Origin of the sequence: Herbidospora daliensis, from assembly GCF_001570585.1 — a bacterium.
Taxonomy (GTDB): domain Bacteria; phylum Actinomycetota; class Actinomycetes; order Streptosporangiales; family Streptosporangiaceae; genus Herbidospora; species Herbidospora daliensis.
In genome coordinates, this window is record NZ_BBXF01000001.1 from 303,691 (window position 1) to 323,139 (window position 19,449).

Sequence of the window (19,449 nt, forward strand, 5' to 3'; positions counted from 1 at the left end):
CCGCGCGCCGGCCCGCCCGTGGAAACTGCTACTTGACCGTGATCACCGGGCTGGTGATCTGCTGGGTGGCGCTCTCCAGGTACACCCGGTAGGTGCTGTCCTTGTCGAGGTCGGCCGGGAGCTTCACTCCGTAGGTCAGCTTGCCCAGGGCGTCGGCGGTGGTGGTGCCGACGTAAATGCGGTTGTCGACCGTGCCCTTGGTGCGGACCAGGTAGACCTTGACCTTCTCGGCGGGGTTGAAGCCGAAGGCGGTGGCGGTCAGCTGCTCGCCGGGGGCGACGGTGGTCTTGTCGACGACGACCTGCTCGCCGGTGTTGCCGGTGCCGAGTTCGGTGACGGTGCGCTCGCCCGCGTCGTTCTTGCGGATGACGAAGCCGTCGTGGTGCTCGCCGTTGGCGTAGCGGGCCTCGAAGCGGATCTGGTCCTTGTCGACGTCGATCATCTGGTAGAGCTGGGTGTTCTCGCTCTGGCTGATGACCTCGGCGCCGTTGCCGGTCCAGTTGACGCCGCCGTTGAGCTCGTACATCTTGCCGCCGACGACCGACACCACGTACGAGACGCCGTTGTGGGTGGTCGCCGACTGGCGGGCGGACTTCAGGTTGCCTCGGCCGTACGAGTGGTCGTGGCCCTGGAGGACCAGGTCGACGCCGTACTTCTCGAACAGCGGGGCCCACAGGGCGCGGACGACCGGGTTGTTGCGGGTGCCCGTGTTGGAGTAGACGGGGTGGTGGAAGGTCACCACGGTCCACTTGTTCGGGTTGTCCTTCAGCAGGCCCTCGAGCCATTCGGTCTGCTTGGTCATCAGCTCGGGGATCGACTGCACGTTGGTGTTCAGGCCGATGAAGCGCACGCCCTGGTAGTCCACCCAGTACGCGGTCTTCGCGATGTTCTGCGCGCCGGGGTAGTCGGTCCAGGCCGGGCCGTTGTCGGGGTAGGGGAACTGCGGCACCCAGAACGACGACAGGTTGGCGCCGCTGTACTCGTGGTTACCGGTGATGGAGAGGTTGTTGACCTGGCTGTCGATGAAGCCGCCGGCCTTGAACCACTGGCCCCACTGCTCCTCGCTGTTGGCGGAGTCGATGAGGTCGCCGGCGTTGACGATCATCTTGGCCTGCGGCCGGTCGGCGAACGCCTGGCGGAAGACCCTCGGGACGGCCGAGTCGATGTAGTTCTGCGCGTCGCCGTAGTAGATGAAGGAGAACGGCTGGAAGCCGGCGGCGGCGGTGGTGAAGTCGTTCCACTCGCTCCAGTTGGTGCCGTCGCCGACGCGGTAGGTGTATCGGGTGGCGGGCTTGAGGCCGGTGAACTCGACCGTGTGGTACGTCGAGGCGTAGCCGAGGGTGGTGTTAACCGGGGTGCTCGACTGCGCCTTGACGTTGCTGACGGCGCCGGCGGCGGGGGCGACCTCGCCCAGCGCGCGGGGCGACTCCAGGATCTCGGCCTGGGCGAACTCCGAGGTGGTCTCGGCGCGCCAGGTGACCTTCTGGGACGACGCGGGCGTCGTGGTCGGGGTCAGGATGACCCGGTCGGGCATCGGGGTGGGCTTGTGGATCTCGGCGGCGGGGAACTTCGGCGGGGCCGCGGCGCCGAACGCCATCGGGCTGAAGGACAGGCCGCCCACGAGCAGCGCGCTGGCGCCGATCACGATTTTGGCCTGCCGGGTCCGCAGGGACCAGGGTCGGGTGGCGTCACTCACGTCGAGCTTCACTCCTGAGGAAGGGACTTCACCCCACCGAGGGGCACGGTGGGGTGTCCGAAATCCACGCAGAACCGGTTGACCGAAGATCGGCCGCGACCTTGCCGGGAGGTGAACTGACGATCTCCGGGAGGCCGTTGTGAGCAGGGTCACCCGGGGCCGGTCGAGCCGTCATCCCCGCTCCGCGTGCCCGACACCCGGCGTTGCGGTGATATTTCACTTGATCCACCAGCCTGGGGCCATGCAGACCACCCGCCGGTCGTCGCGCCTGCTGACGACGGCGCCGGCCGTGCTGGCGCTCGGCGCGCTGTTCGTCCTGCCCGCTCCGGCGGCCGTGCACAAGGGCGCCGACTTCATGACGCCGGAGACGACCGGGGTGCTCAACCTGGAGCCGGGCGAGTGCTTCACCGACCCGGAGTACTCCCCCGCCGCGGGTGAGGAGGTCGTCCTCTACACGGCCTGCGACCAGCACGCCCACAACCAGTCCTACGGCTTCGTGCACGCCGACGACGGGCCCTACGACCGCGCCGCGCTGGCCGCGTTCGGCTGGAACAGCTGCGAGCGGGGCTTCGTGCACTACTGGCCCGGCGACGCGGGGGCCGGGCTGGACTACTACCCGATCCTGCCGACCGCCGAGACCTGGGCCGACGGCGACCGCGACGTCATGTGCGTGGTGTACGACCCCCGTGGCGAACTGACCGGATCCCTGCTCCCCCGGGCCTGAGGCGCGGAGGGGCGATGGACGCCACTCGTGCTGGCGGGCGTGCTCGACGCGCCCAGACGGCCCATGCCCAGTCGCGGCAGACCGCGCCCGGCGTGGCGTGCCGTCCGGTTCCGCGCGTTCGGAGACGATCGGCTGGTGGACGTCATCGGCGCCGGTTTCGGGCGGACCTGCACCCTGTCTCTGAAAGAGGCCCTCGAGATCATCGGTTTCGGCCCCTGCTATCACATGCTCACCGTCGTCGAGGAGCCGCGCCGCGTCCACGACTGGCTCGGGGTCGGTGACGGCAAGACGGCCGACTGGGATCGCATCTTCCGGGGGTTCCGGTCGGTGGTCGACTTCCCGGCCGTCTCCTACTGGCGGGAGCTGACCGACCATTATCCCGACGCCAAGGTCGTGCTGACCGTGCGCGATCCGGAGCGGTGGTACGAGAGCGCGCGGGAGACGATCTTCCAGCACACCGTCGACGTCGACGAGCCCGAGTCGTGGTGGCGGCGGGAGCTGCACCGGCTGGCGCTGCGGCGGGTGCCCGAGATGGCGCTGTTCCCGAAGATGGCGAAGGCCACGGTGGCCGATCAGGTGTTCGGCGGGCGGATCGGCGACCGCGCGCACTGCGTCGAGGTGTTCCGGCGGCACGTCGAGGAGGTCGAAGCCGCGATCCCGGCCGACCGGCTGCTCGTGTTCGAGTGCCGCGAGGGGTGGGAGCCGCTCTGCCGGTTCCTCGGCGTGCCGGTGCCCGACGTGCCGTTTCCGCACGTCAACGACCGCACTCACTTCAACCGAGGACAACCCTGGCGGGATCTGCGGATGCTCCTCCTAGGTCGTCGGCGGGGAGGATCACGGTGAAGGTCGCGCCCTCTCCCGGGGCGCCGGCCGCCGTCAGAATGCCGTCGTGGCCGTCGACGACCTCTTTCACCAGGGCCAGGCCGAGGCCGTAGCCCCGGCTCTCGGTCACGTGGCGGGTGAACAGGCGCGCGGGGTCGCCGGGGGCGAGGCCCGCGCCGTCGTCGGCGACCGTCAGGCTGACGCGGTCGGCGGAGGCGGCCAGGGTGATGGTGATGCGGCCGCCGGGGGAGGTGTGGGTGAGGGCGTTGTCGACCAGGGCCGACAGGACGCGGCGCAGGGCGGGGGCCGCGCCGCTGACGACCGTCGGGCCGTTCGCGCGGCGGACCTCGATGGTGACGCCGCGCGACTCGGCGCGGGGCGACTCGGCCTCGGCGAGTTCCTGGGCCAGCAGGGCCAGGTCGACGGGGCGGCGCAGGCGGTCGCTGAGCAGCAGGTCGTCGACGACCTCGCCGAGTTCGCGGGTGCCGAGGACGAGCCGGTCGACGTCCTCGACGGGCAGTTCGCCGCGCCGCAGGCGGAGCGAGACGAGCTGGGCGCGGGTGTGCAGGCGGGCGAGGGGGGTGCGCAGTTCGTGGCTGACGTCCTCGGTGAAGCGGCGCTGGCGGGCCAGGGCCTCGCCGAGCGGGGCGATGGCGCGGCGGGCGATCAGGTGGCCGATCAGCACGGCGGCCAGCAGTGACACGATCCCGGCGACGACCAGGGTGTGCAGCAGGCGTTCGCGTTCGGCGATCTGGTAGCGCAGGTCGAGCGCGGCCTGGCGGATGACGCCGCCGCGGCGTTCGGTCTGGATGAGGTATTCGAGGCCGCCGAGTTCGGCGCGCTCGATCCGGGTGCCGCCGTCGCGTTCGACGCCCCGGATCCCGGCCATCCACGGCAGGGTGTCGGGCGCTCCCGGGGAGCGGCGCAGGACGCCGCCCTCGACCTCGACGAGCCACAGGCAGGGCGGCGGGCTGGTGATGGAGGCGCGTTCGACGCCGACTCTGACCTCGCGGCGGGCGGCGGCGTCCTGCTGGCCGGCCATCACGCCGTAGACCAGGCCGCCCATGATGAGCAGCATGACCGAGATGGTGCCGGCGACGCGCAGGGTCACCCGGCGGCGGGCGCGGGTCAGCAGCGCGTTCACAGGCTGCCCAGCCGGTAGCCGACGCCGCGGACCGTGCGGACCACGCCCGAGCCGAGTTTGCCGCGCAGGTAGTAGACGTAGGTGTCGACGATCGACTCCGTCGTCGCGCCGTCGAAGACGCCCTGGCGCAGCGACGCCCTCGTGTGGACGTGCCGGGGGCGCACGGCCAGCGCGCGGAGCAGGCGGCACTCCTGGCCCGACAGCGGCACCTGCGCGCCGTCGGGCAGCCACACCGCCTGCGCGCCCAGGTCGAGCCAGGCGCGGCCGAGCGGGAGCAGCTCGGCGTGGTCGGCGTGGCGGCGGGTGAGCGCGCGCACCCGGGCCAGGAGTTCGTCGATCTCGAACGGTTTGACCAGGTAGTCCTCCGCCCCGGCGTCGAGGCCGGTGACGCGGTCGTGCAGGCTGCCGAAGGCGGTGAGGAACAGCGCCGGGACGGTGACGGCCCGGCGCCGCAGGCGGCGGATCAGGTCGACTCCGTCGAGGGCGGGCAGCCCACGGTCGACGACCATGACGTCGTAGGTCCGGCTCAGCGCCAGGTGGAGGCCGCGCTGGCCCTCCCCGGCGTGGTCGACCTCGTAGCCGTGGTCGGTGAGGATCTCGACGAGGAGCGCGCCGAGTTCTCGGTCGTCTTCGATGAGCAGCAGCCGACGTGCCACGGAACCAAAGTGTCACTCCTGTCACCGATGCGCCAGAGGCCGAAAATCATCACCTGCGGTTCTGCCGCAAAATAGGTGAAAGTTACACCAATTGATCCTCGCGTTCCGGGTCCCCGGCCTCCAGCCGGGCGGGCAGCGCGAGCTGGTAGAGCGGCAGCGCGCCGGCCGTGGTGATGACGGCGACCAGGACCAGCATCGCGAAGACCTCCTGGCCGATCATCCCGTGGGCCAGGCCGATGTTGATGAAGATCAGGATCATCAGGCCCCGGGCGTTCATCAGCGCGCCGACGGCGTACGACTCGCGCCACGAGAAGCCCATCGCCTTCATCGAGACGGCGCAGCCGAAGTACTTCCCGACGAAGCCGGCCAGCAGGATCAGCGCGAAGGCCAGCAGCATCGCGCCGCCCGCGATGCCGTCGAGGTGGGTGTTGAGGCCCGAGAAGGTGAAGAACACCGGCAGCAGCAGCGTGGAGACGACCTCCATCATGCGGCCGTGCAGGGCCTCGCGGAACCTCGGGTCGCGGGGCATGGCCAGGCCCGCGATGAAGCCGCCGAACACGGCGTAGACGCCGATCCAGTCGGTCAGCCAGCCGGCGGTCAGGGGGACGAGCACGACGACGTACATCATGGAGGGGCTCAGGGTGCCCGTGGCGGCGAAGCGGGCGCCGAGGGGGCGCAGCAGCGGGGCCACCAGCTTCAGCATGACCACGGCGAACAGGGCGGTCAGCGCGATCGTGCGGAGCGCGGCGCCGCCGCCGCCGTCGAGGTGGAGGGCGGTCAGCAGGGCCAGCAGGCACCACGCCACGGCGTCGTCGACGGAGGCCGCCAGCAGGGTGAGCCGGCCGATCGGGGAGTTCTCCAGGCCGCGTTCGTAGAGGATGCGGGCCAGCATCGGGAAGGCCGTCAGCGACAGGGCGCCGCCGAGGAAGAGGGCGAACTCCCACGGTGCGGTCTCCCCGGTCGACAGGCTCCCGTAGAAGAGCAGGCCCACGCCGAAGCCGAGGGCCAGCGACGGCAGGAAGCCCGAGACGGCCAGCACGCCGGCCCGTCTGACCTGCGCGGGGCTGCTGGCGGTGTGGTCGAGGCCGGCGCCGACGAGGAACATGTAGAGGGTCAGGCCGATGGTGCTCAGGACGTACAGGATCGGTTTGATCTCGGCCGGGAACAGCGACTGCTGCGCGGCCGGGAACAACCAGCCGAACAGGGTCGGGCCGAGCAGCACGCCCGCGACCATCTCCCCCAGCACGCGCGGCTGGCGCACCATCAGCGCGATCCGGCCGCAGATCGCGGCGACGACGAGGATGACGACCAGGGCGGGCAGCACCTTCAGCACGAGTTCGAGATTGGCGTCCATGTGATCACCTGTCTCCGAAGTGGCGGGCGCAGAGGGCCTGGCGACGGGCGTCCCAGACCATGTACGCGCCGAGCACGAGTTGGACGAGGCTGCGCCAGACGTCCTCCCACCGGTCGCGCACCGCCATGACCCGGAGTCTCCAGGCGGGCGGCGGCGAACCAGCGGGGGTGAGCAGGCAGGGGCCCCGGTTGGGCAGCGAACGGGTGTGCCGGGCCGACGAGGAGAACTCCCACCGGCTCAGGAGCTCGCGGAACGCCGCGCGCAGCGCGATGGGCGACAACCGCCAGGCCGGGCAGGGCCGGTTGGCGGCGACGCCGAACGGGATGTGGTTGAGGTCCCGGACGCCGTGCTCGAACCGGGCCGGGTCGAAGCGGTCGGGGTCGGGGAACCCGGCGCGGTGGAAGTCGGCGTAGTTGAAGCAGAGCACCGACCCCTCCGGGATGTCCGGCATGTCGCCCCGGGTGATGCGGTGCGCGACGCCGAACAGCGGATAGAGCCGGAAGGTCTCGTTGATGACCTGGTCGAGGAACCGGTCGTCTCCGGTACGGGCGCGCGCCTGCGTCTCCCGGTGGTGGGCCAGCACCATGCCGATGTGCGCGGTCGCCTCGGCCATCTGGACCACGGCCGTGTTGAAGAAGACGCCCTGCAGGTAGAGGGCCTGCTCGTGCCGGGTCAGCCCGCCGGGGAGCGGCTGCCGGACGTCGTCGAGCCGGGTCTCCAGGTAGGCGGTGAGCCGGTCGCGGCGGTCCATGTGCCGCAGGCCCGTGCACTTCAGCGCGGTCACGACGTCGTCGGCGTTGGCCGTGATCAGGGCCCGCGCCTCGGGCGGGCACTCCTCCCCGAAGACGAGCTCGTAGGAGAACTCGGCCCAGATCGGCATGGCCAGGTCGCGCAGCCGGTAGGTCGGGGCGGCGCGGCGGGCGCAGCGCGCGGCCAGGGCCTCGATCTCGGTCTTCGAGACCGCCAGGAACCCCCGCGTCGCGGCGGCCACCTCGTCGTAGCGCTCCCCCGGCTCCAGATGCTCCTGGTGCAGGTCGGCGCCCGGCGAGAGCCAGTACCAGAACAGGTCGGACAGGGCCGCGCCCCGGCTGCGGCCCGAGGCGGCCGGGTGGGAGTAGACCTCGCGGAACCGGTCGACCGGCACGTTGAGCGTCTCCTCGCCGTTGACGCGCTCGAACACCAGCAGCCGCAGCGCGACCACCCGGCCGGGCAGCCACCAGGGCAGGCTCAGCACGAAGAGGGCGAGCAGGATCAGCATCGCCGCACCACGCTCGGGTCGAGCGGGGCGCCGGTCAGCGCCATGGCGACCTCGGTCTCGGTACGGAAGCGGCGCAGCACCTCGCGCACGCCCCGTTCCCCCTCGGCGGCCAGCGCCCACACGACCGGCCGCCCGACCAGCACCGCGCGGGCGCCCAGGGCGAGCGCGGCCACGACGTCGGTGCCGCGCCGCACCCCGCCGTCGACCGTCACCGGCACGTCCCCGCCGACCGCCTCGACGACGCCGGGCAGCAGGTCGATCGCGGCGGCGACCCGGTCGAGCTGGCGGCCGCCGTGGTTGGAGACCATGACCATGGCGGCCCCGTGCGCGACGGCGGTCCGGGCGTCGGCGGGGTGGGTGACGCCCTTGACGATCAGCGGCAGGCCGGTGACCTCGCGCAGCCGGTCGAGGTGCGCCCAGGAGATCTCCGGGGAGAACTCGATCGGCCGCACGACGCCGCCCTCGCGGAGGTTCTCGCAGGCCAGTCCCTCGGGCAGGTCGTGGAAGCCGTTGTGCAGGTCGCGCGGCCGGATGCCGAACACCGGCGAGTCGGCGGTGACGACCAGGGCCCGGCAGCCCGCCTTCTCCGCCCGCCCGGCGACGCGTTCGGTGAAGGCCATGTCGGGCTGGACGTACAGCTGGAACCACAGGGTCGCGCCCGTGTCGGCGACGGCCTCGATCGGGGTGGTCGAGGCCATGCTGACGATCATGATCGTGTCCTCGGCGGCGGCGGCCCGCGCGGTCGCGAGCTCGCCGTCGGGATGCGCGAGCCGGTGGAAGGCGGTCGGGGCGATCAGCACCGGCAGGGACGCCCGGCCGCCGGGCAGGGTCACCGCCAGGTCGGGCCGGACCCCGCCGAACACGCGCGGCACCAGCCGCAGCCGCGCGAACGCCGCCTCGTTCTCGTGGACGGCGCTCTCGTCGCCCGCCCCGCCGGCGAAGTAGTCGTAGTGGGCCTTCGGGAGGCGCTCCCTCGCGACGGCCTCGTACGAGGGCATCAGACCGTCCGGGCGAAGAAGGCCCGCAGCGGTTCCAGGTGGACGTCGGGGGACGTCCAGTCGTTCTCCAGGTTCTCGGTGACGTGGTGGACGGCCGGCTCCGCGCCGGGGCGGTGGTGGCGGACGACCGGGTGGAGGTAGTGGCCCTCGTCGGCGCGCGCCGAGTCGCTCTGGGTGATCCGGCCCACCGTCACGTCGAAGGGGTCGACCTGGTCGTGGCCGGGGCCGTACTCCAGCGTGATCGTGTAGTGGGGACCCTCGATCGGCAGGTCGACCGGGCGTTCCTCCAGGTAGCGGCCGTCGTGGGTGATCACGTCGCCGATCACGCCGAACTGCTGCCACAGGGCCGAGCTGCGGTTGACCCGGTCGAGCACCGCCTGCGCCATCGCCTTCGGGTCGGCGCCGACGTCTTCGCCGGGCCACGCCACGTCGTGGTGCCGCTCCTCCAGGATGCGGTGCAGGGCGCGCACGCCGTAGCGGAAGCCGTGGATGAAGCCGCTGGTGCCGCGCTTGAAGTCGCGCGACTGGGTGATGGTGCCGGCGAAGTAGAGGCCCGGCACGTCGATCGACTCGTAGGCCGGAGTCAGCGCCGGGAAGCGGCCGCTGACGTGCAGCGCGGGGCGGCAGGTGTCGTCGAAGATCGACCGGTCGAAGGCGAACCCGGCGCAGACGATGACGCGGTCGTAGGGGATGTCCTTGGTGACCTCGTCGGCCCGCACGAACGCGACCGTCACCCGGTAGGTGCCGTCGTCGAGGCGCTCGATGTGCCGCACCTCGCCGTCGAGGATCGCGTTCTGGGACTTGAGCTGGTAGGTGTCGAGGAAGTTGTTGTTGATCGCGCGCAGGTGGCCGACGTAGTGGGTGCGCCAGGCCAGCTTGACCGAGTGGGGCCCGGCCACGTGGACGACCGCCGCGGTCTCGACCAGGTTGTCGGCGGTCTCGAAGGCCGAGTTGCCCTTGCCGATGATGAGCACCCGCTTGTCGACGAAGTCCTGCGGGTCGACGGAGACCACGCCGTACTGTTCGGCCTGCTCGACGCCGGGGATGGCCGGGACGTTCTCCCTGCTCACCCCGGTGGCGATGATCAGCCGGCGGGCGGTGCGCACGACGCCGTGGTCGTCGGTGACGGCGAAGCCGCCGTCGGTGCGGGTCACCCGGCGGGCGCGGGAGCCGTACACCACATCGAGGCCCTCGGCGAATCTGGCCAGGTAGCGCACCATGTCGTCGGCGTGCGGGAAGTAGCGGTCGCTGAAGCGGGTGAACAGCAGCTCCGGGTCGTCGGACAGGAGGCTGTTCCAGTCCATGCGGAGGTTCAGCTCGGGGTCGTCGGTGCCGTTGTACTTCTTGTTGATGGAGATGAGGGTCCGATGGCGGGGGAAGGTCGTGAAGAACGTGCCCGGCTCCGGGCCCGCCTCCATGATCGTGTACGACCTTCCGGCCGCCCTCAGGAACCATCCCATCTGCAGACCGGCCGGTCCCGCGCCGATCACCAGGTAATCCAGCATGCCCCCAGTGTTGGCGGGCGATTCTCAGAGAACGATCAGAGCCAGTAAGGCCTTCTTGTCAGGCTTGCCCGACGGGGCCAGGGGGACCTCCTCGACGACCGTGATCGTGGCGGGCACGTGGTCGGCCCCCAGTTCCTCCCTGACGTGGTCGCGCAGCTCGTCCAGGTCGGGCTCCTTCGCGACGACGAACGCGTGGGCCGCCTCGCCGGTGGCCCGGTCGGGGGCGCCGACGACGTAGGCGGCCTCGACGCCGGGGCAGCTCTCCAGGGCGCGCTCGATCGGCCCGAGGTAGACGACCATGGCGTTGACCATGACGGCCTCGCGGATGCGCCCGACGATGTGGATGTAGCCGTCGTCGTCTACGTGGCCCAGGTCGCCGGTGCGCAACCAGCCGTCGGCGATCGGGTTCTCCTCGCCGTTCCAGTAGCCGCTCATCAGGTAGGGGCTGCTCACCAGCAGCTCGCCCTCCTCGACCCTGACCCGGACCATCGGATGGGGGCGGCCGACGGTGTGCCCCTTCGCGGCCAGCTCACGCGGGGTGATCATGGAGATCGACCCGGCCTCGGTCGCGCCGTAGCCCTGGTAGACGACCGGCCCGAGCAGCTTCACCGCCCGCTCCAGCCGGGACGCCGAGATGGGCGAGCCGCCGATCATCATGGTGCGCATGTCGGGCAGCTCGGTGCCGGTGTCGACGATCTGGGTCAGCCGGGGCACCGTGAAGATCGAGCCGGTGATGCGCAGGTCGCGGTAGACGCGCGGGAACTCCGGGTCGACCGGGATCACCAGGGTGCCGCCGCCGAGCAGCGCGAGCGCGAGGTGCTCGAAGACGACCATGCTCGCCAGCGTGCCGAACAGCAGATACCGCTCGAACCCGGCGGCCATCTCCCGGGCCACCGGCGACCACTCCTGCGGCTGCCAGGCCCAGTGGCGGTCGAGCGCGCCGTAGGTGAGCGCGCACCCCTTCGGCCGGCCCGTGCTGCCGCTGGTGAAGGCCAGCAGGGCGACGTCGCCGGGCCGGGCCAGCGGGGTCAGGATGGGCGCGCCCCCGGCCTCCGGCAGGGTGTCGTCGTCGACGACGTGGTCGACGTCCATCGACAGGACGTGGGCCAGCTGCGCCCTGGAGTAGCCCGGCCGCACGCCGACCACGCGGCAACCCAGGACGTGCGCGGCCATCTGGGCGGCGAACGCCTCGGGCGTGACCGACGTCCGGAACGCGATCGCCTTGCCGCGCAGGCCCTCGGCGTCGAGGGCGCCCGCCATGGAGCCGATCATGGCGAGCAGCTCCGCGCGCGTGACGACGCGGGAGCCGTGCTCGAACACGGGCCGGTGCGGCTCCTCGTGCAGGAGGTCCAGCAGCGGGGCGGGGAAGACCATGCGCGTCTCCTTCGGGTCTGGGAAAGCGGCGACGAACGCGATACAACCACCAAGAGATCAGAGCCCGATCAGACCCCTTCAGCCCCCCGGAGGCCGCTCGTGGACGTCATCGGCGCGGGATTCGGCCGGACCGGCACCAGGTCGCTGAAGGCGGCCCTCGAACTGCTCGGATTCGGCCCCTGCTACCACATGGCCAGCGTGATCGCCGAGCCCCGCCGGGTCGGCCAGTGGCTGGAAGTGGGGGAAGGCCGGTCGGCCGACTGGGACATGATCTTCGAGGGCCACCGGTCGGCGGCCGACTTCCCGGCGTCGGCCTACTGGCGCGAACTGGCCGCCCACTACCCGAAGGCGAAGATCATCCTGACGGTCCGCGACCCCGGCCGCTGGTACGACAGCGCCCGCGAGACCATCTTCCGCCGCCCCATCGAAGCCGCCACCCCCAAACCGTGGTGGCGCCGCCTGGTGACCCGGCTGATCGCCTGGCGGGTGCCCGACTTCGCGCTCTTTCCCCAGATGTTGCGCACGACGGTCTACGACCGGGTGTTCGACGGCAAGGTCGCCGACCGCGAGCACTGCCTGGAGGTGTTCCGGCGGCACGTGGCGGAGGTCACGGCGGAGATCCCAGCCGAACGGCTGCTGGTGTTCGAGTGCAAGGAGGGGTGGGAGCCGCTGTGCCGGTTCCTGGGGGTGCCGGTCCCGGACGTGCCGTTTCCGCAGGCCAACGAGCGGGCGGCGTTCCACGGCAAACGCCCGGGGAGGGCCCTGCGGCTGATCGTGCGCGGCCGCTGAGTTCAGCCCGCCAGCATGGCGCGCATGCGGCCGATCTCGATCTGCTGGCCCGTCACGATGTCGAGCGCCAGCGTCCGCATCAGCTGGTCGCGGCCCGCCTTGAGCTGCTCCCCCGCCATCGTCACCGCGCCCTCGTGGTGGCGGATCATCAGCGTCAGGAACAGCCGGTCGAACGCCTCCCCGCGGGCCGCGCGCAGGTCGTTCATCTCCGCCAGCGAGGCCATGCCGTAGCCCGTCGTATGGCTGTGGCCGGCCGGGATCTCGCGGCCGAGGCGGGTCAGCCAGCCGCTCAGGACGCCGATCTCCGGCTGCTGGGCGGCCGTGATCCGGACGGCCAGGGCCTTCACCTGGGGGTCGGCGGCGCGATCGGGGGCCAGGCCCGTCATCTCCAGGGCCTGGCGGTGGTGGCCGATCATGCCTTCGGCGAAGCGCACGTCGGCGGCGGCCACCTCTTCGGCGTCGACGCCCAGCGTCTGGCCGGGGGTGGCGACCGCGCCGCTCTCCCCGGGGGCGCCGGGCAGCACGACCGGGGGGCCCGAGCCCGCCACCACCGGGCGCGGGTCGTCCGCGCCGGGGGTGCAGGCGGCCACCGCCGTGAGGGCGATGGCCGCTAAGACGGCACGTCTCACGGGTCGAGGTCGTCGGCCGCGCGGGCCGCGAAGGCGTCCATGGCGGCGCGGGTGACCGGGCCGGGGCCGACCGGCAGGGCCTTGCCGTCGACCAGGCCGATCGGCTGGATGTCGCGGGTCGTCGAGGTCAGGAAGGCCTCTTCGGCGTCGTAGAGCGCGGCGAGGGGGACGTCCTCCTCGACGGCGTCGGGGTACCACTCCAGGGCCAGGGCGCGGGTGACGCCGGCCAGGCAGCCCGACGACAGGGTCGGGGTGACCAGGCGGCCGCCCGTGACGATGAAGATGTTGCTGCCGGTGCCCTCGCAGAGGTTGCCGGCCAGGTTCTCGAAGATCGCCTCGCCGCCGCCGCGCTCCTTGGCGTAGGCCAGGGCCTTGGCGTTGTCGCCGTAGGAGGTCGACTTCACGCCGGTCAGCGCGCCGCGCTCGTTGCGGGGCCACGGGACGACGACCACGTCGGCGGTGACCGGGAACGGCTTCTGCTCGCCGACGATGATGATCGTGTTGGTGCCCTCGGAGCCGCGGTCGCTGCCCAGCGGCCCCGGTCCGCTCGTGTAGGTGATGCGGATGCGGCCCAGCGGCCACGCGGGAGCCGCCGCGACGGTCTCCCGGACGCCCTCGGCGATGGCCTTCGTGTCGGGTGCGGGGAGGTCCATGCGCTTGGCCGAGAGAGCCAGGCGGTCGAGGTGGCGGGTGAGGGCGAAAACCTCGCCGTTCGTCACCTTGATCGTCTCGAAGACGCCGTCGCCGACCATGAGCCCGTGGTCGAAGACGGACACGACCGCCTTCTCCGGAGCGATCAGATCGCCGTTGACCCAGATGGGAACCGCCATGTGAGCCTTCTACCCTTCGTCTGAGCGGGATGCGAGCGCGATGAGCCGGGACGCCTTCAGCTCCGTCTCGCGCCATTCGTGCCCGGGGTCGGAGCCCCATGTGATGCCGGCACCGGTGCCGAAGCGGATCTCCTCACCGGTGATCCAGAAGGTGCGGATGCCCACCGCCAGGGCGGCCTCGCGCCGATCGGCGTCGACCCAGCCCACCGCCCCACAGTATGGCCCCCGGGGCGCTGGTTCGAGCGCATTGATGATGCTCAGCGCGGACGATTTCGGCGCACCCGTGACGGAACCGGGCGGGAACGTCGCGGCAAAGATCTCCGGCCACGACCTCCGGGTGGTCGCCTGGACGGTCGACACGAGGTGCACCAGCCCGGGATGCTCCTCCACGGCCAGCAGCTCGGGCACGGTCACGGAGCCGACGTCGGCGACGATCCCGAGGTCGTTGCGGACCAGGTCGACGATCATCACGTTCTCTGCGTAGTCCTTCTCCAGCAGGTCGGCGTACGTCTCCCCGGTCCCCTTGATCGGCCGGGAGGTGATCACCGGGCCGCTGCGCCCCAGGTAGAGCTCGGGCGAGGCCGACACCACGGTCAGCCCCGGCACGTGGATCACCGCCGAGTGGGGCGCCGGGTTGCCCTCGGCCAGCAGCCCGGCCAGCGCCAGCGGGTCGCTGCGGTGGGTGAGCGGCGCCGACAACACCCGGCACAGGTTGGCTTGGTAGACCTCGCCCCGCTCGATGTGGTCGCGGATGGCCCGCACCCCGGCCTCGTAACCGGCCTGGTCGAGGGAGGAGCGCCACTCAGAACGGCGCGGCCCGATCCACGGGCCGCTGGGGGCGGGCAGCGGCGCGGGGCGGACGTCGTCGAAGCGGGCCAGGGTGACCTTGCCCTCGAACTCCACCACGACCGCCCACCAGCCGCCCTCGTCGAGGGCGGCCAGATCGGTGGCGACGTCGCTCAGGCCGGTGGCCAGACGGCCCGCGACGTGGGCGAAGGCGTCGTGCATCCGGCCATTCTCCCAGCGGCCTCCGCGAGCACGCGCGTCAGCTCCCGGGCAGCGGGCAGCGGCACGCGCGGCAGCGCCGCGAGCACGGTCCGGCGCGGGGCGTTCGCGGCGATCGGGCGCAGCACCAGGTCGGGCCGCATGCCCTGGGTCGCGAGGGCCGGGACGAGGGTCACGCCCAGCCCGGCCGCGACGAAGCCGAGCTTGGCCGTCCACTCCCCCACCCGCATGCCGACCCTCGGGGTGAACCCGGCGGCGGCGCACGCGGCGGCCAGCATGAGGCCCTGGCCCGGCCGGGCGCCCTCGATCCAGTTGTCGTCGCGCAGGTCGCGCAGGTCGACCTCGGCCCGCCCGGCCAGCGGGTGGCCGGCGGGCAGGCCGACGAGGAACTCCTCCTCCAGCAGCGGTTCGAGCACGATCGAAGGGGGCGCGTCGAGCCCGGCCGGGTAGTCGCTGACCACGGCGACGTCGATGGCGCCCTGGTCGAGCCGGTCGACGAGATGGCCGGTCATGCCCTCGATGAGGGTGGTGTCGACGTCGGGGAAGGCGGCCCGGTAGTCCTTCAGCGCGGCCGGGACCAGCGCGGCGTTCGCGGTCGCGAAGGCGCCGACGCGCAGCCGCCCGCCGGTCCCCCGGTGGACGGCGGCCAGCTCCTCCTCGGCCCGCTGGAGGCGGTCGAGCACCTCGCGGGTGTGCCGGAGCAGGGTGACCCCGGCGGGTGTGAGGCGCACCCCCCGGGGCAGCCGCTCGAACAGCGGCCCGCCCGCCCGCGACTCCAGCGCCGCGACCCGCCGGGACACGGCCGACTGGGTGTACTGGAGCTCTGCGGCCGCGGCGGTGAAGGAGCCGAGCCGGGCGACCGCGTCGATCAGGCGCAGCGCGTCGGTGTCGAACACGGGAGCTCCTCTTTGCCATTCCCTAGCAACATGCCTTCCATGAAATGTACGCGCTGGTGGAATGCCTTGAGCAGGGCTAGGGTCGAAATGTGATCGCTTTTCTGGGATTGGGGAACATGGGTTCCCCCATGGCCCGCCGCCTCGTCGCCGCGGGCCAGAAGGTGACCGTGTGGAACCGCACGCGCAAGGAGTTCGACGGCGCGGCCGTGGCCGATTCGCCCGCCGAGGCGGTGTCGGGCGCGCCGATCGTCATCTCGATGTTGTCGAACCCCGACGCCGTGGCCGAGGTCGTCGAGGCGGCCAAGCCGGGCCTGTCGGCCGGGACAATCTGGGTGGAGATGTCCACGATCGGGCCCGACGCCGTGGCCGAGGTGCGGGCCCAGTTGCCCGACGGCGTCCGCCTGGTCGACGCGCCCGTGCTCGGCACGGTCGGCCCCGCCGCCGAGGGCAAGCTGCGCGTGATCGCGGGCGGGGAGGCCGCCGACGTCGAGCCGGTCAGAGACGTGCTCGGGGTGTTCGGGACCGTCCACCACTACGGTCCGCTGGGCTCCGGCGCGAAGATGAAGCTCGCCGTCATGGCCGGGCAGTTGTCGGTGCAGGTGCTGCTGGCCGAGAACCTCGCCTACGTCCAGCGGCTCGGCCTGTCGACCGCCGACTACTTCGACCTGCTCGACGCCACCCTGCTCGGCACCGCCGGCGAACGGCTGCGCCCGGTGGTCGAGGACGGTGTGCCCGAGACCCGCTTCAAGCTCGCCCTCGCGGCCAAGGACCTCACGCTCGCCACCGAGGGCCCCGGCGAGGTGCAGACCCTGACCGCCGCCGCCCGGGACCGCTTCGCCCAGGCCGCCGCGGCCGGGCACGGCGAGGGCGACATCACCGGCATCGTGCCCGCGCTGCTGGAACTGCCGTGAGGCTCAACCCGCCGACCGTCCCGGCCACGAACGGGCGCTACTCCCACGCGGTCAGGGCCGGCGACCTGCTGTTCGTCTCGGGCCAGGTCGCCGTCGACGCCTCCGGCGAGGTCGTCGCCCCGGGTGACATGACCGCGCAAACCGAGGTCGTGTACGACCACCTCCGGCTCATCCTCGAAGATCAGGGCGCGACCTTCGCCGACGTGGTCCACATCCGCACCTTCCTGACCGAAATGGACGGCCTGCTCGACCACGCGGCCGTGCGGGGGCGGCACGTGCCCTCTCCCCCGCCGGCCAGCACGACCGTCGAGGTGTCGCGGCTGTTCCGGCCCGGCCTGGTGGTCGAGGTGGAACTCGTCGCCGACCTCGCCGGAAGCGGCCGGTGAGCGCCTTTTCGCCGTGAGCCGGCGGAGACGGCGGTGGGGGCCGGGGTGGGCGGAGCCGTAACTAGGAAAGCCGGCCTGTGATCTTCTCCACCGCCTCGACCAGCGCGCCCGAGGCGACGAGGCGCACGACCGACTCGATCTCGGGCGCGAGGAACCGGTCGGGCCCCGGCCCGGCGACCGACTCGCGCACCAGCGCCAGCGCCGCGCCGGTCCCCGGAGCGGGCCGGTGCGGCGCGCGCAGGTCGAGCGCGCGGGCGGCGGTGAGCGTCTCGATGGCGAGCACCCGGGTCAGCCCGTCGATCGCGGTCCGCAACTTCCGCGCGGCCGACCAGCCCATGGAGACGTGGTCCTCCTGCATCGCCGACGACGGGATCGAGTCGACGCTCGCCGGCACCGCCAGCCGCTTGAGCTCGGAGACGATGGCCGCCTGGGTGTACTGGGCGATCATGTGCCCCGAGTCGACCCCCGGATCGTGGGCGAGGAACGCGGGCAGCCCGTGGCTGCGGGCGACGTCGAGCATGCGGTCGGTCCGCCGCTCGGCCATCGACGCGACGTCGGCCACCGCGATGGCCAGGAAGTCGAGGACGTAGCCGACGGGCGCGCCGTGGAAGTTGCCGTTCGACTCGACGCGGCCGTCGCTGAGGACGACGGGGTTGTCGATGGCGGCCTGGAGTTCCCGACCCGCGACGAGCGCGGCGTGGTCGGCGGTGTCGCGCGCGGCGCCGGCGACCTGGGGGGCGCAGCGGAGGGAGTAGGCGTCCTGGACGCGGGTGCAGGAACCGTCGCGGTGCGACGCCATGATGCCGGAATCGCGCAGCAGTTGGCGGAGGTTGGCTGCGGAGGCGCGCTGGCCGGGGTGGGGCCTTAGCTTTTGCAGGTCGTCGGCGAAGACGGCGTCGGTGCCGAGCAGGGCCTCGACCGACATCGCGGCAGAGATGTCTGCCGATTTGAGCAGGTTGTCGAGGTCGGCGAGGGCGAGGATGAGCATGCCGAGCATGCCGTCGGTGCCGTTGACGAGCGCCAGGCCCTCCTTGGCGGCGAGCTCCACGGGCTCGATTCCCGCCTCTTTGAGGGCTTCGCCTGTGGGCCTGAGAATGTTCTTCGCATCCCTGACCCGGCCTTCGCCCATGATCGTGAGAGCGACGTGGGAGAGGGGGGCGAGGTCGCCGGAGCAGCCCAGGGAGCCGTATTCATGGACGACCGGGGTGATGTGGGCGTTGAGGAGGTCTCTGAGGACCTTCGCCGTTTCTGGACGGACTCCCGTGTGACCGGTCGCCAGGGTGCGCAGCCTCAGGAGCATGAGGGCTCTGACGACCTCGGTCTCGACCTCGGGGCCGTTGCCGGCGGCGTGGGAGCGGATCAGGCTGCGCTGGAGCTGGGCGCGGAGTTCCGGGTCGATGTGCCTCGTCGCGAGGGCGCCGAAGCCTGTGGAGACTCCGTAGGACGGGGTGTCGCCTTCTGCGAGTTCTTCGATTCGGCCTCTGGACGCGGCCATCTCGGCGACGGCGTCTTCCGTCAGGGCGACCTGGGCGCCTTGGCGGGCTACGTGGACGACGTCCTCGAAGGTCAGGTCTCCGATCCGCACGACTTGGCTCATGGCGCTCCCTCACGATGTAACTATCGTGGAGCATGTTAGCTCCTTACGCGGGTCATCGATTTGGGGGTCGGGCGAAGATTCGCTAGTGTTCTCAACGTGAGCCCGGGGAACTGGCCGGGAGCGCAAGCGGAAGTGGCTCAGGGGTAGAGCATCACCTTGCCAAGGTGAGGGTCGCGGGTTCGAATCCCGTCTTCCGCTCGGAAAGTTGCTTGGACGATTAGCTCAGCGGGAGAGCGCTTCCCTGACACGGAAGAGGTCACAGGTTCAATCCCTGTATCGTCCACCAGATCAATGCAGGTCGCAAAGGGTTTCGGAGATCCTCCGGAACCCTTTTTCGATGTTTCGAGGGGTCGCGGGGAGCCAACTCAGGCGGACTTTTCCCGGGCGCAAAACCTCGTTCTTGGCCTCTGCGCCTCTGTGATCTTCAGGCTAAGTTGCAGATGCTAGATCGACTGTTACGCGGGTGCCGACATGACGAATGAGATCGGCGATCGTCTGACGCGGACGCCGTCCGCTCAGCGGCACCTCGGCCTGCTGATGCCGAGCGGTGACATTCAAATCGACCGCCGCCGACCAGGTCAACGCGGCATCCGCACACTCCGAAGAAGAAGTGATCAAGGCCGTCGTCCAGGACATCGGTCCAGGCCAGAGAGATTACCGGCACTCCGGACTGTTGACTCCGTACGGTTTGCCTCAGCGGCGGCCTTGGCCTTCGGATAGCCTTGCCGATCGAATCGTCGCCGGCCAAAGGCACCGTGCAGGCATTGCGGTGTGACCTGCGGTGGAAGGCGGCCTGTGGGCTGGAGTTGTATGACACCGCGTTCGATCCGTCGCTGCTGACCTAATTTCCGGCGGCGGCTGGCCCGCTCCCGCAA

19 protein-coding genes and 2 tRNA genes are annotated in these 19,449 nt (G+C 71.4%); 7 read left to right on the forward strand and 14 right to left on the reverse strand.

Annotated features, from left to right (window positions below; genetic code table 11):
• Nucleotides 1-28 precede the first annotated feature (28 nt).
• Nucleotides 29-1,696, reverse strand: a complete 1,668-nt coding sequence (locus AW274_RS01025; protein ID WP_083973867.1) for a purple acid phosphatase family protein — start codon at nucleotides 1,694-1,696, stop codon at nucleotides 29-31.
• A 241-nt stretch (nucleotides 1,697-1,937) separates the two neighbouring features.
• Between AW274_RS01025 and AW274_RS01030 the strand changes: the two genes are divergently transcribed.
• The gene (locus AW274_RS01030) at nucleotides 1,938-2,420 is read left to right on the forward strand and encodes a hypothetical protein (RefSeq protein ID WP_062428396.1); all 483 of its coding nucleotides are present in this window, start codon (nucleotides 1,938-1,940) and stop codon (nucleotides 2,418-2,420) included.
• 135 nt (nucleotides 2,421-2,555) lie between these two features.
• Nucleotides 2,556-3,263 (forward strand): sulfotransferase family protein, encoded by a 708-nt coding sequence (locus AW274_RS01035; protein WP_062428397.1) that lies wholly within the window; start codon nucleotides 2,556-2,558, stop codon nucleotides 3,261-3,263.
• Here AW274_RS01035 and AW274_RS01040 read toward each other — a convergent pair.
• The 7 genes from AW274_RS01040 to AW274_RS01070 all read right to left on the reverse strand — a co-directional run bounded on the left by AW274_RS01040 (nucleotide 3,193) and on the right by AW274_RS01070 (nucleotide 11,531).
• Entirely contained in the window at nucleotides 3,193-4,386 is a 1,194-nt protein-coding gene (locus AW274_RS01040; protein WP_062428398.1) for a sensor histidine kinase, read from the reverse strand. The two genes, AW274_RS01035 and AW274_RS01040, sit on opposite strands and share 71 nt — an antisense overlap.
• Nucleotides 4,383-5,042, reverse strand: coding sequence for a response regulator transcription factor (locus tag AW274_RS01045; protein ID WP_232319927.1), 660 nt, complete (start codon nucleotides 5,040-5,042; stop codon nucleotides 4,383-4,385). Before AW274_RS01045 ends, AW274_RS01040 begins: the two co-directional genes overlap by 4 nt.
• Nucleotides 5,043-5,124: 82 nt before the next feature.
• The gene (locus tag AW274_RS01050; protein WP_062428399.1) at nucleotides 5,125-6,396 is read right to left on the reverse strand and encodes a cation:proton antiporter; all 1,272 of its coding nucleotides are present in this window, start codon (nucleotides 6,394-6,396) and stop codon (nucleotides 5,125-5,127) included.
• A 4-nt stretch (nucleotides 6,397-6,400) separates the two neighbouring features.
• Entirely contained in the window at nucleotides 6,401-7,654 is a 1,254-nt protein-coding gene (locus AW274_RS01055) for a cytochrome P450 (protein ID WP_062428400.1), read from the reverse strand.
• A complete protein-coding gene (locus AW274_RS01060; protein WP_062428401.1) occupies nucleotides 7,648-8,652 on the reverse strand; it encodes an alpha-hydroxy acid oxidase in 1,005 nt (334 codons plus the stop codon). The genes AW274_RS01055 and AW274_RS01060 overlap by 7 nt, the downstream gene beginning before the upstream one ends.
• Nucleotides 8,652-10,157, reverse strand: a complete 1,506-nt coding sequence (locus AW274_RS01065) for an NAD(P)-binding domain-containing protein (protein WP_062428402.1) — start codon at nucleotides 10,155-10,157, stop codon at nucleotides 8,652-8,654. Before AW274_RS01065 ends, AW274_RS01060 begins: the two co-directional genes overlap by 1 nt.
• 24 nt (nucleotides 10,158-10,181) lie before the next feature.
• Nucleotides 10,182-11,531, reverse strand: coding sequence for a class I adenylate-forming enzyme family protein (locus AW274_RS01070; RefSeq protein WP_062428404.1), 1,350 nt, complete (start codon nucleotides 11,529-11,531; stop codon nucleotides 10,182-10,184).
• Nucleotides 11,532-11,630: 99 nt separating this feature from the next.
• Here AW274_RS01070 and AW274_RS01075 point away from each other — a divergent pair, with 99 nt between their 5' ends.
• Nucleotides 11,631-12,320, forward strand: a complete 690-nt coding sequence (locus tag AW274_RS01075) for a sulfotransferase family protein (protein ID WP_062428406.1) — start codon at nucleotides 11,631-11,633, stop codon at nucleotides 12,318-12,320.
• 2 nt (nucleotides 12,321-12,322) lie between these two features.
• On the opposite strand, the gene AW274_RS01080 is transcribed toward AW274_RS01075, so the two are convergent.
• The 4 genes from AW274_RS01080 to AW274_RS01095 are packed head-to-tail and all read right to left on the reverse strand — an operon-like array spanning nucleotide 12,323 to nucleotide 15,680.
• Nucleotides 12,323-12,949, reverse strand: coding sequence for a DUF305 domain-containing protein (locus AW274_RS01080; protein WP_062428408.1), 627 nt, complete (start codon nucleotides 12,947-12,949; stop codon nucleotides 12,323-12,325).
• Nucleotides 12,946-13,779, reverse strand: a complete 834-nt coding sequence (locus AW274_RS01085; RefSeq protein ID WP_062428409.1) for an aminotransferase class IV — start codon at nucleotides 13,777-13,779, stop codon at nucleotides 12,946-12,948. The genes AW274_RS01080 and AW274_RS01085 overlap by 4 nt, the downstream gene beginning before the upstream one ends.
• Nucleotides 13,780-13,788: 9 nt before the next feature.
• Nucleotides 13,789-14,787, reverse strand: a complete 999-nt coding sequence (locus AW274_RS01090; protein WP_062428412.1) for a chorismate-binding protein — start codon at nucleotides 14,785-14,787, stop codon at nucleotides 13,789-13,791.
• Entirely contained in the window at nucleotides 14,739-15,680 is a 942-nt protein-coding gene (locus AW274_RS01095) for a LysR family transcriptional regulator (protein WP_062428414.1), read from the reverse strand. Before AW274_RS01095 ends, AW274_RS01090 begins: the two co-directional genes overlap by 49 nt.
• A 116-nt stretch (nucleotides 15,681-15,796) precedes the next feature.
• On the opposite strand from AW274_RS01095, the gene AW274_RS01100 reads away from it, so the two are divergent.
• Together AW274_RS01100 and AW274_RS41670 are read left to right on the forward strand one after the other, a co-directional pair.
• Nucleotides 15,797-16,591 carry an NAD(P)-dependent oxidoreductase gene (locus tag AW274_RS01100; RefSeq protein ID WP_083973761.1) on the forward strand — a complete coding sequence of 265 codons (795 nt, stop codon included), beginning with the start codon at nucleotides 15,797-15,799 and terminating at the stop codon, nucleotides 16,589-16,591.
• Complete coding sequence (locus AW274_RS41670) at nucleotides 16,588-16,977, forward strand: RidA family protein (protein ID WP_062428418.1); 390 nt, start codon at nucleotides 16,588-16,590, stop codon at nucleotides 16,975-16,977. Before AW274_RS01100 ends, AW274_RS41670 begins: the two co-directional genes overlap by 4 nt.
• A gap of 61 nt (nucleotides 16,978-17,038) precedes the next feature.
• Here the strand turns inward: AW274_RS41670 and hutH are convergent, their stop codons facing one another.
• Nucleotides 17,039-18,574: a histidine ammonia-lyase gene (gene hutH / locus AW274_RS01110; protein ID WP_062428420.1), complete on the reverse strand. Its 1,536-nt coding sequence runs from the start codon at nucleotides 18,572-18,574 to the stop codon at nucleotides 17,039-17,041.
• Between the two features lie 126 nt (nucleotides 18,575-18,700).
• On the opposite strand from hutH, the gene AW274_RS01115 reads away from it, so the two are divergent.
• Nucleotides 18,701-18,772: transfer RNA gene (locus tag AW274_RS01115), tRNA-Gly, on the forward strand.
• A 13-nt stretch (nucleotides 18,773-18,785) separates the two neighbouring features.
• Nucleotides 18,786-18,860: transfer RNA gene (locus tag AW274_RS01120), tRNA-Val, on the forward strand.
• 143 nt (nucleotides 18,861-19,003) lie between these two features.
• Here the strand turns inward: AW274_RS01120 and AW274_RS39925 are convergent.
• The gene (locus AW274_RS39925; protein WP_157519701.1) at nucleotides 19,004-19,210 is read right to left on the reverse strand and encodes a hypothetical protein; all 207 of its coding nucleotides are present in this window, start codon (nucleotides 19,208-19,210) and stop codon (nucleotides 19,004-19,006) included.
• Nucleotides 19,211-19,449: the final 239 nt, after the last annotated feature.

Coding starts and splice junctions, on each gene's coding strand:
- AW274_RS01030 (WP_062428396.1), top strand. CDS start 1,938: ATGCAGACCACCCGCCGGTCGTCGCGCCTGCTGACGACGGCGCCGGCC.
- AW274_RS01050 (WP_062428399.1), bottom strand. CDS start 6,396: ATGGACGCCAATCTCGAACTCGTGCTGAAGGTGCTGCCCGCCCTGGTC.
- AW274_RS01055 (WP_062428400.1), bottom strand. CDS start 7,654: ATGCTGATCCTGCTCGCCCTCTTCGTGCTGAGCCTGCCCTGGTGGCTG.
- AW274_RS01060 (WP_062428401.1), bottom strand. CDS start 8,652: ATGCCCTCGTACGAGGCCGTCGCGAGGGAGCGCCTCCCGAAGGCCCAC.
- AW274_RS01065 (WP_062428402.1), bottom strand. CDS start 10,157: ATGCTGGATTACCTGGTGATCGGCGCGGGACCGGCCGGTCTGCAGATG.
- AW274_RS01070 (WP_062428404.1), bottom strand. CDS start 11,531: ATGGTCTTCCCCGCCCCGCTGCTGGACCTCCTGCACGAGGAGCCGCAC.
- AW274_RS01085 (WP_062428409.1), bottom strand. CDS start 13,779: ATGGCGGTTCCCATCTGGGTCAACGGCGATCTGATCGCTCCGGAGAAG.
- AW274_RS01090 (WP_062428412.1), bottom strand. CDS start 14,787: ATGCACGACGCCTTCGCCCACGTCGCGGGCCGTCTGGCCACCGGCCTG.
- AW274_RS01100 (WP_083973761.1), top strand. CDS start 15,797: ATGGGTTCCCCCATGGCCCGCCGCCTCGTCGCCGCGGGCCAGAAGGTG.
- hutH (WP_062428420.1), bottom strand. CDS start 18,574: ATGAGCCAAGTCGTGCGGATCGGAGACCTGACCTTCGAGGACGTCGTC.
- AW274_RS39925 (WP_157519701.1), bottom strand. CDS start 19,210: ATGTCCTGGACGACGGCCTTGATCACTTCTTCTTCGGAGTGTGCGGAT.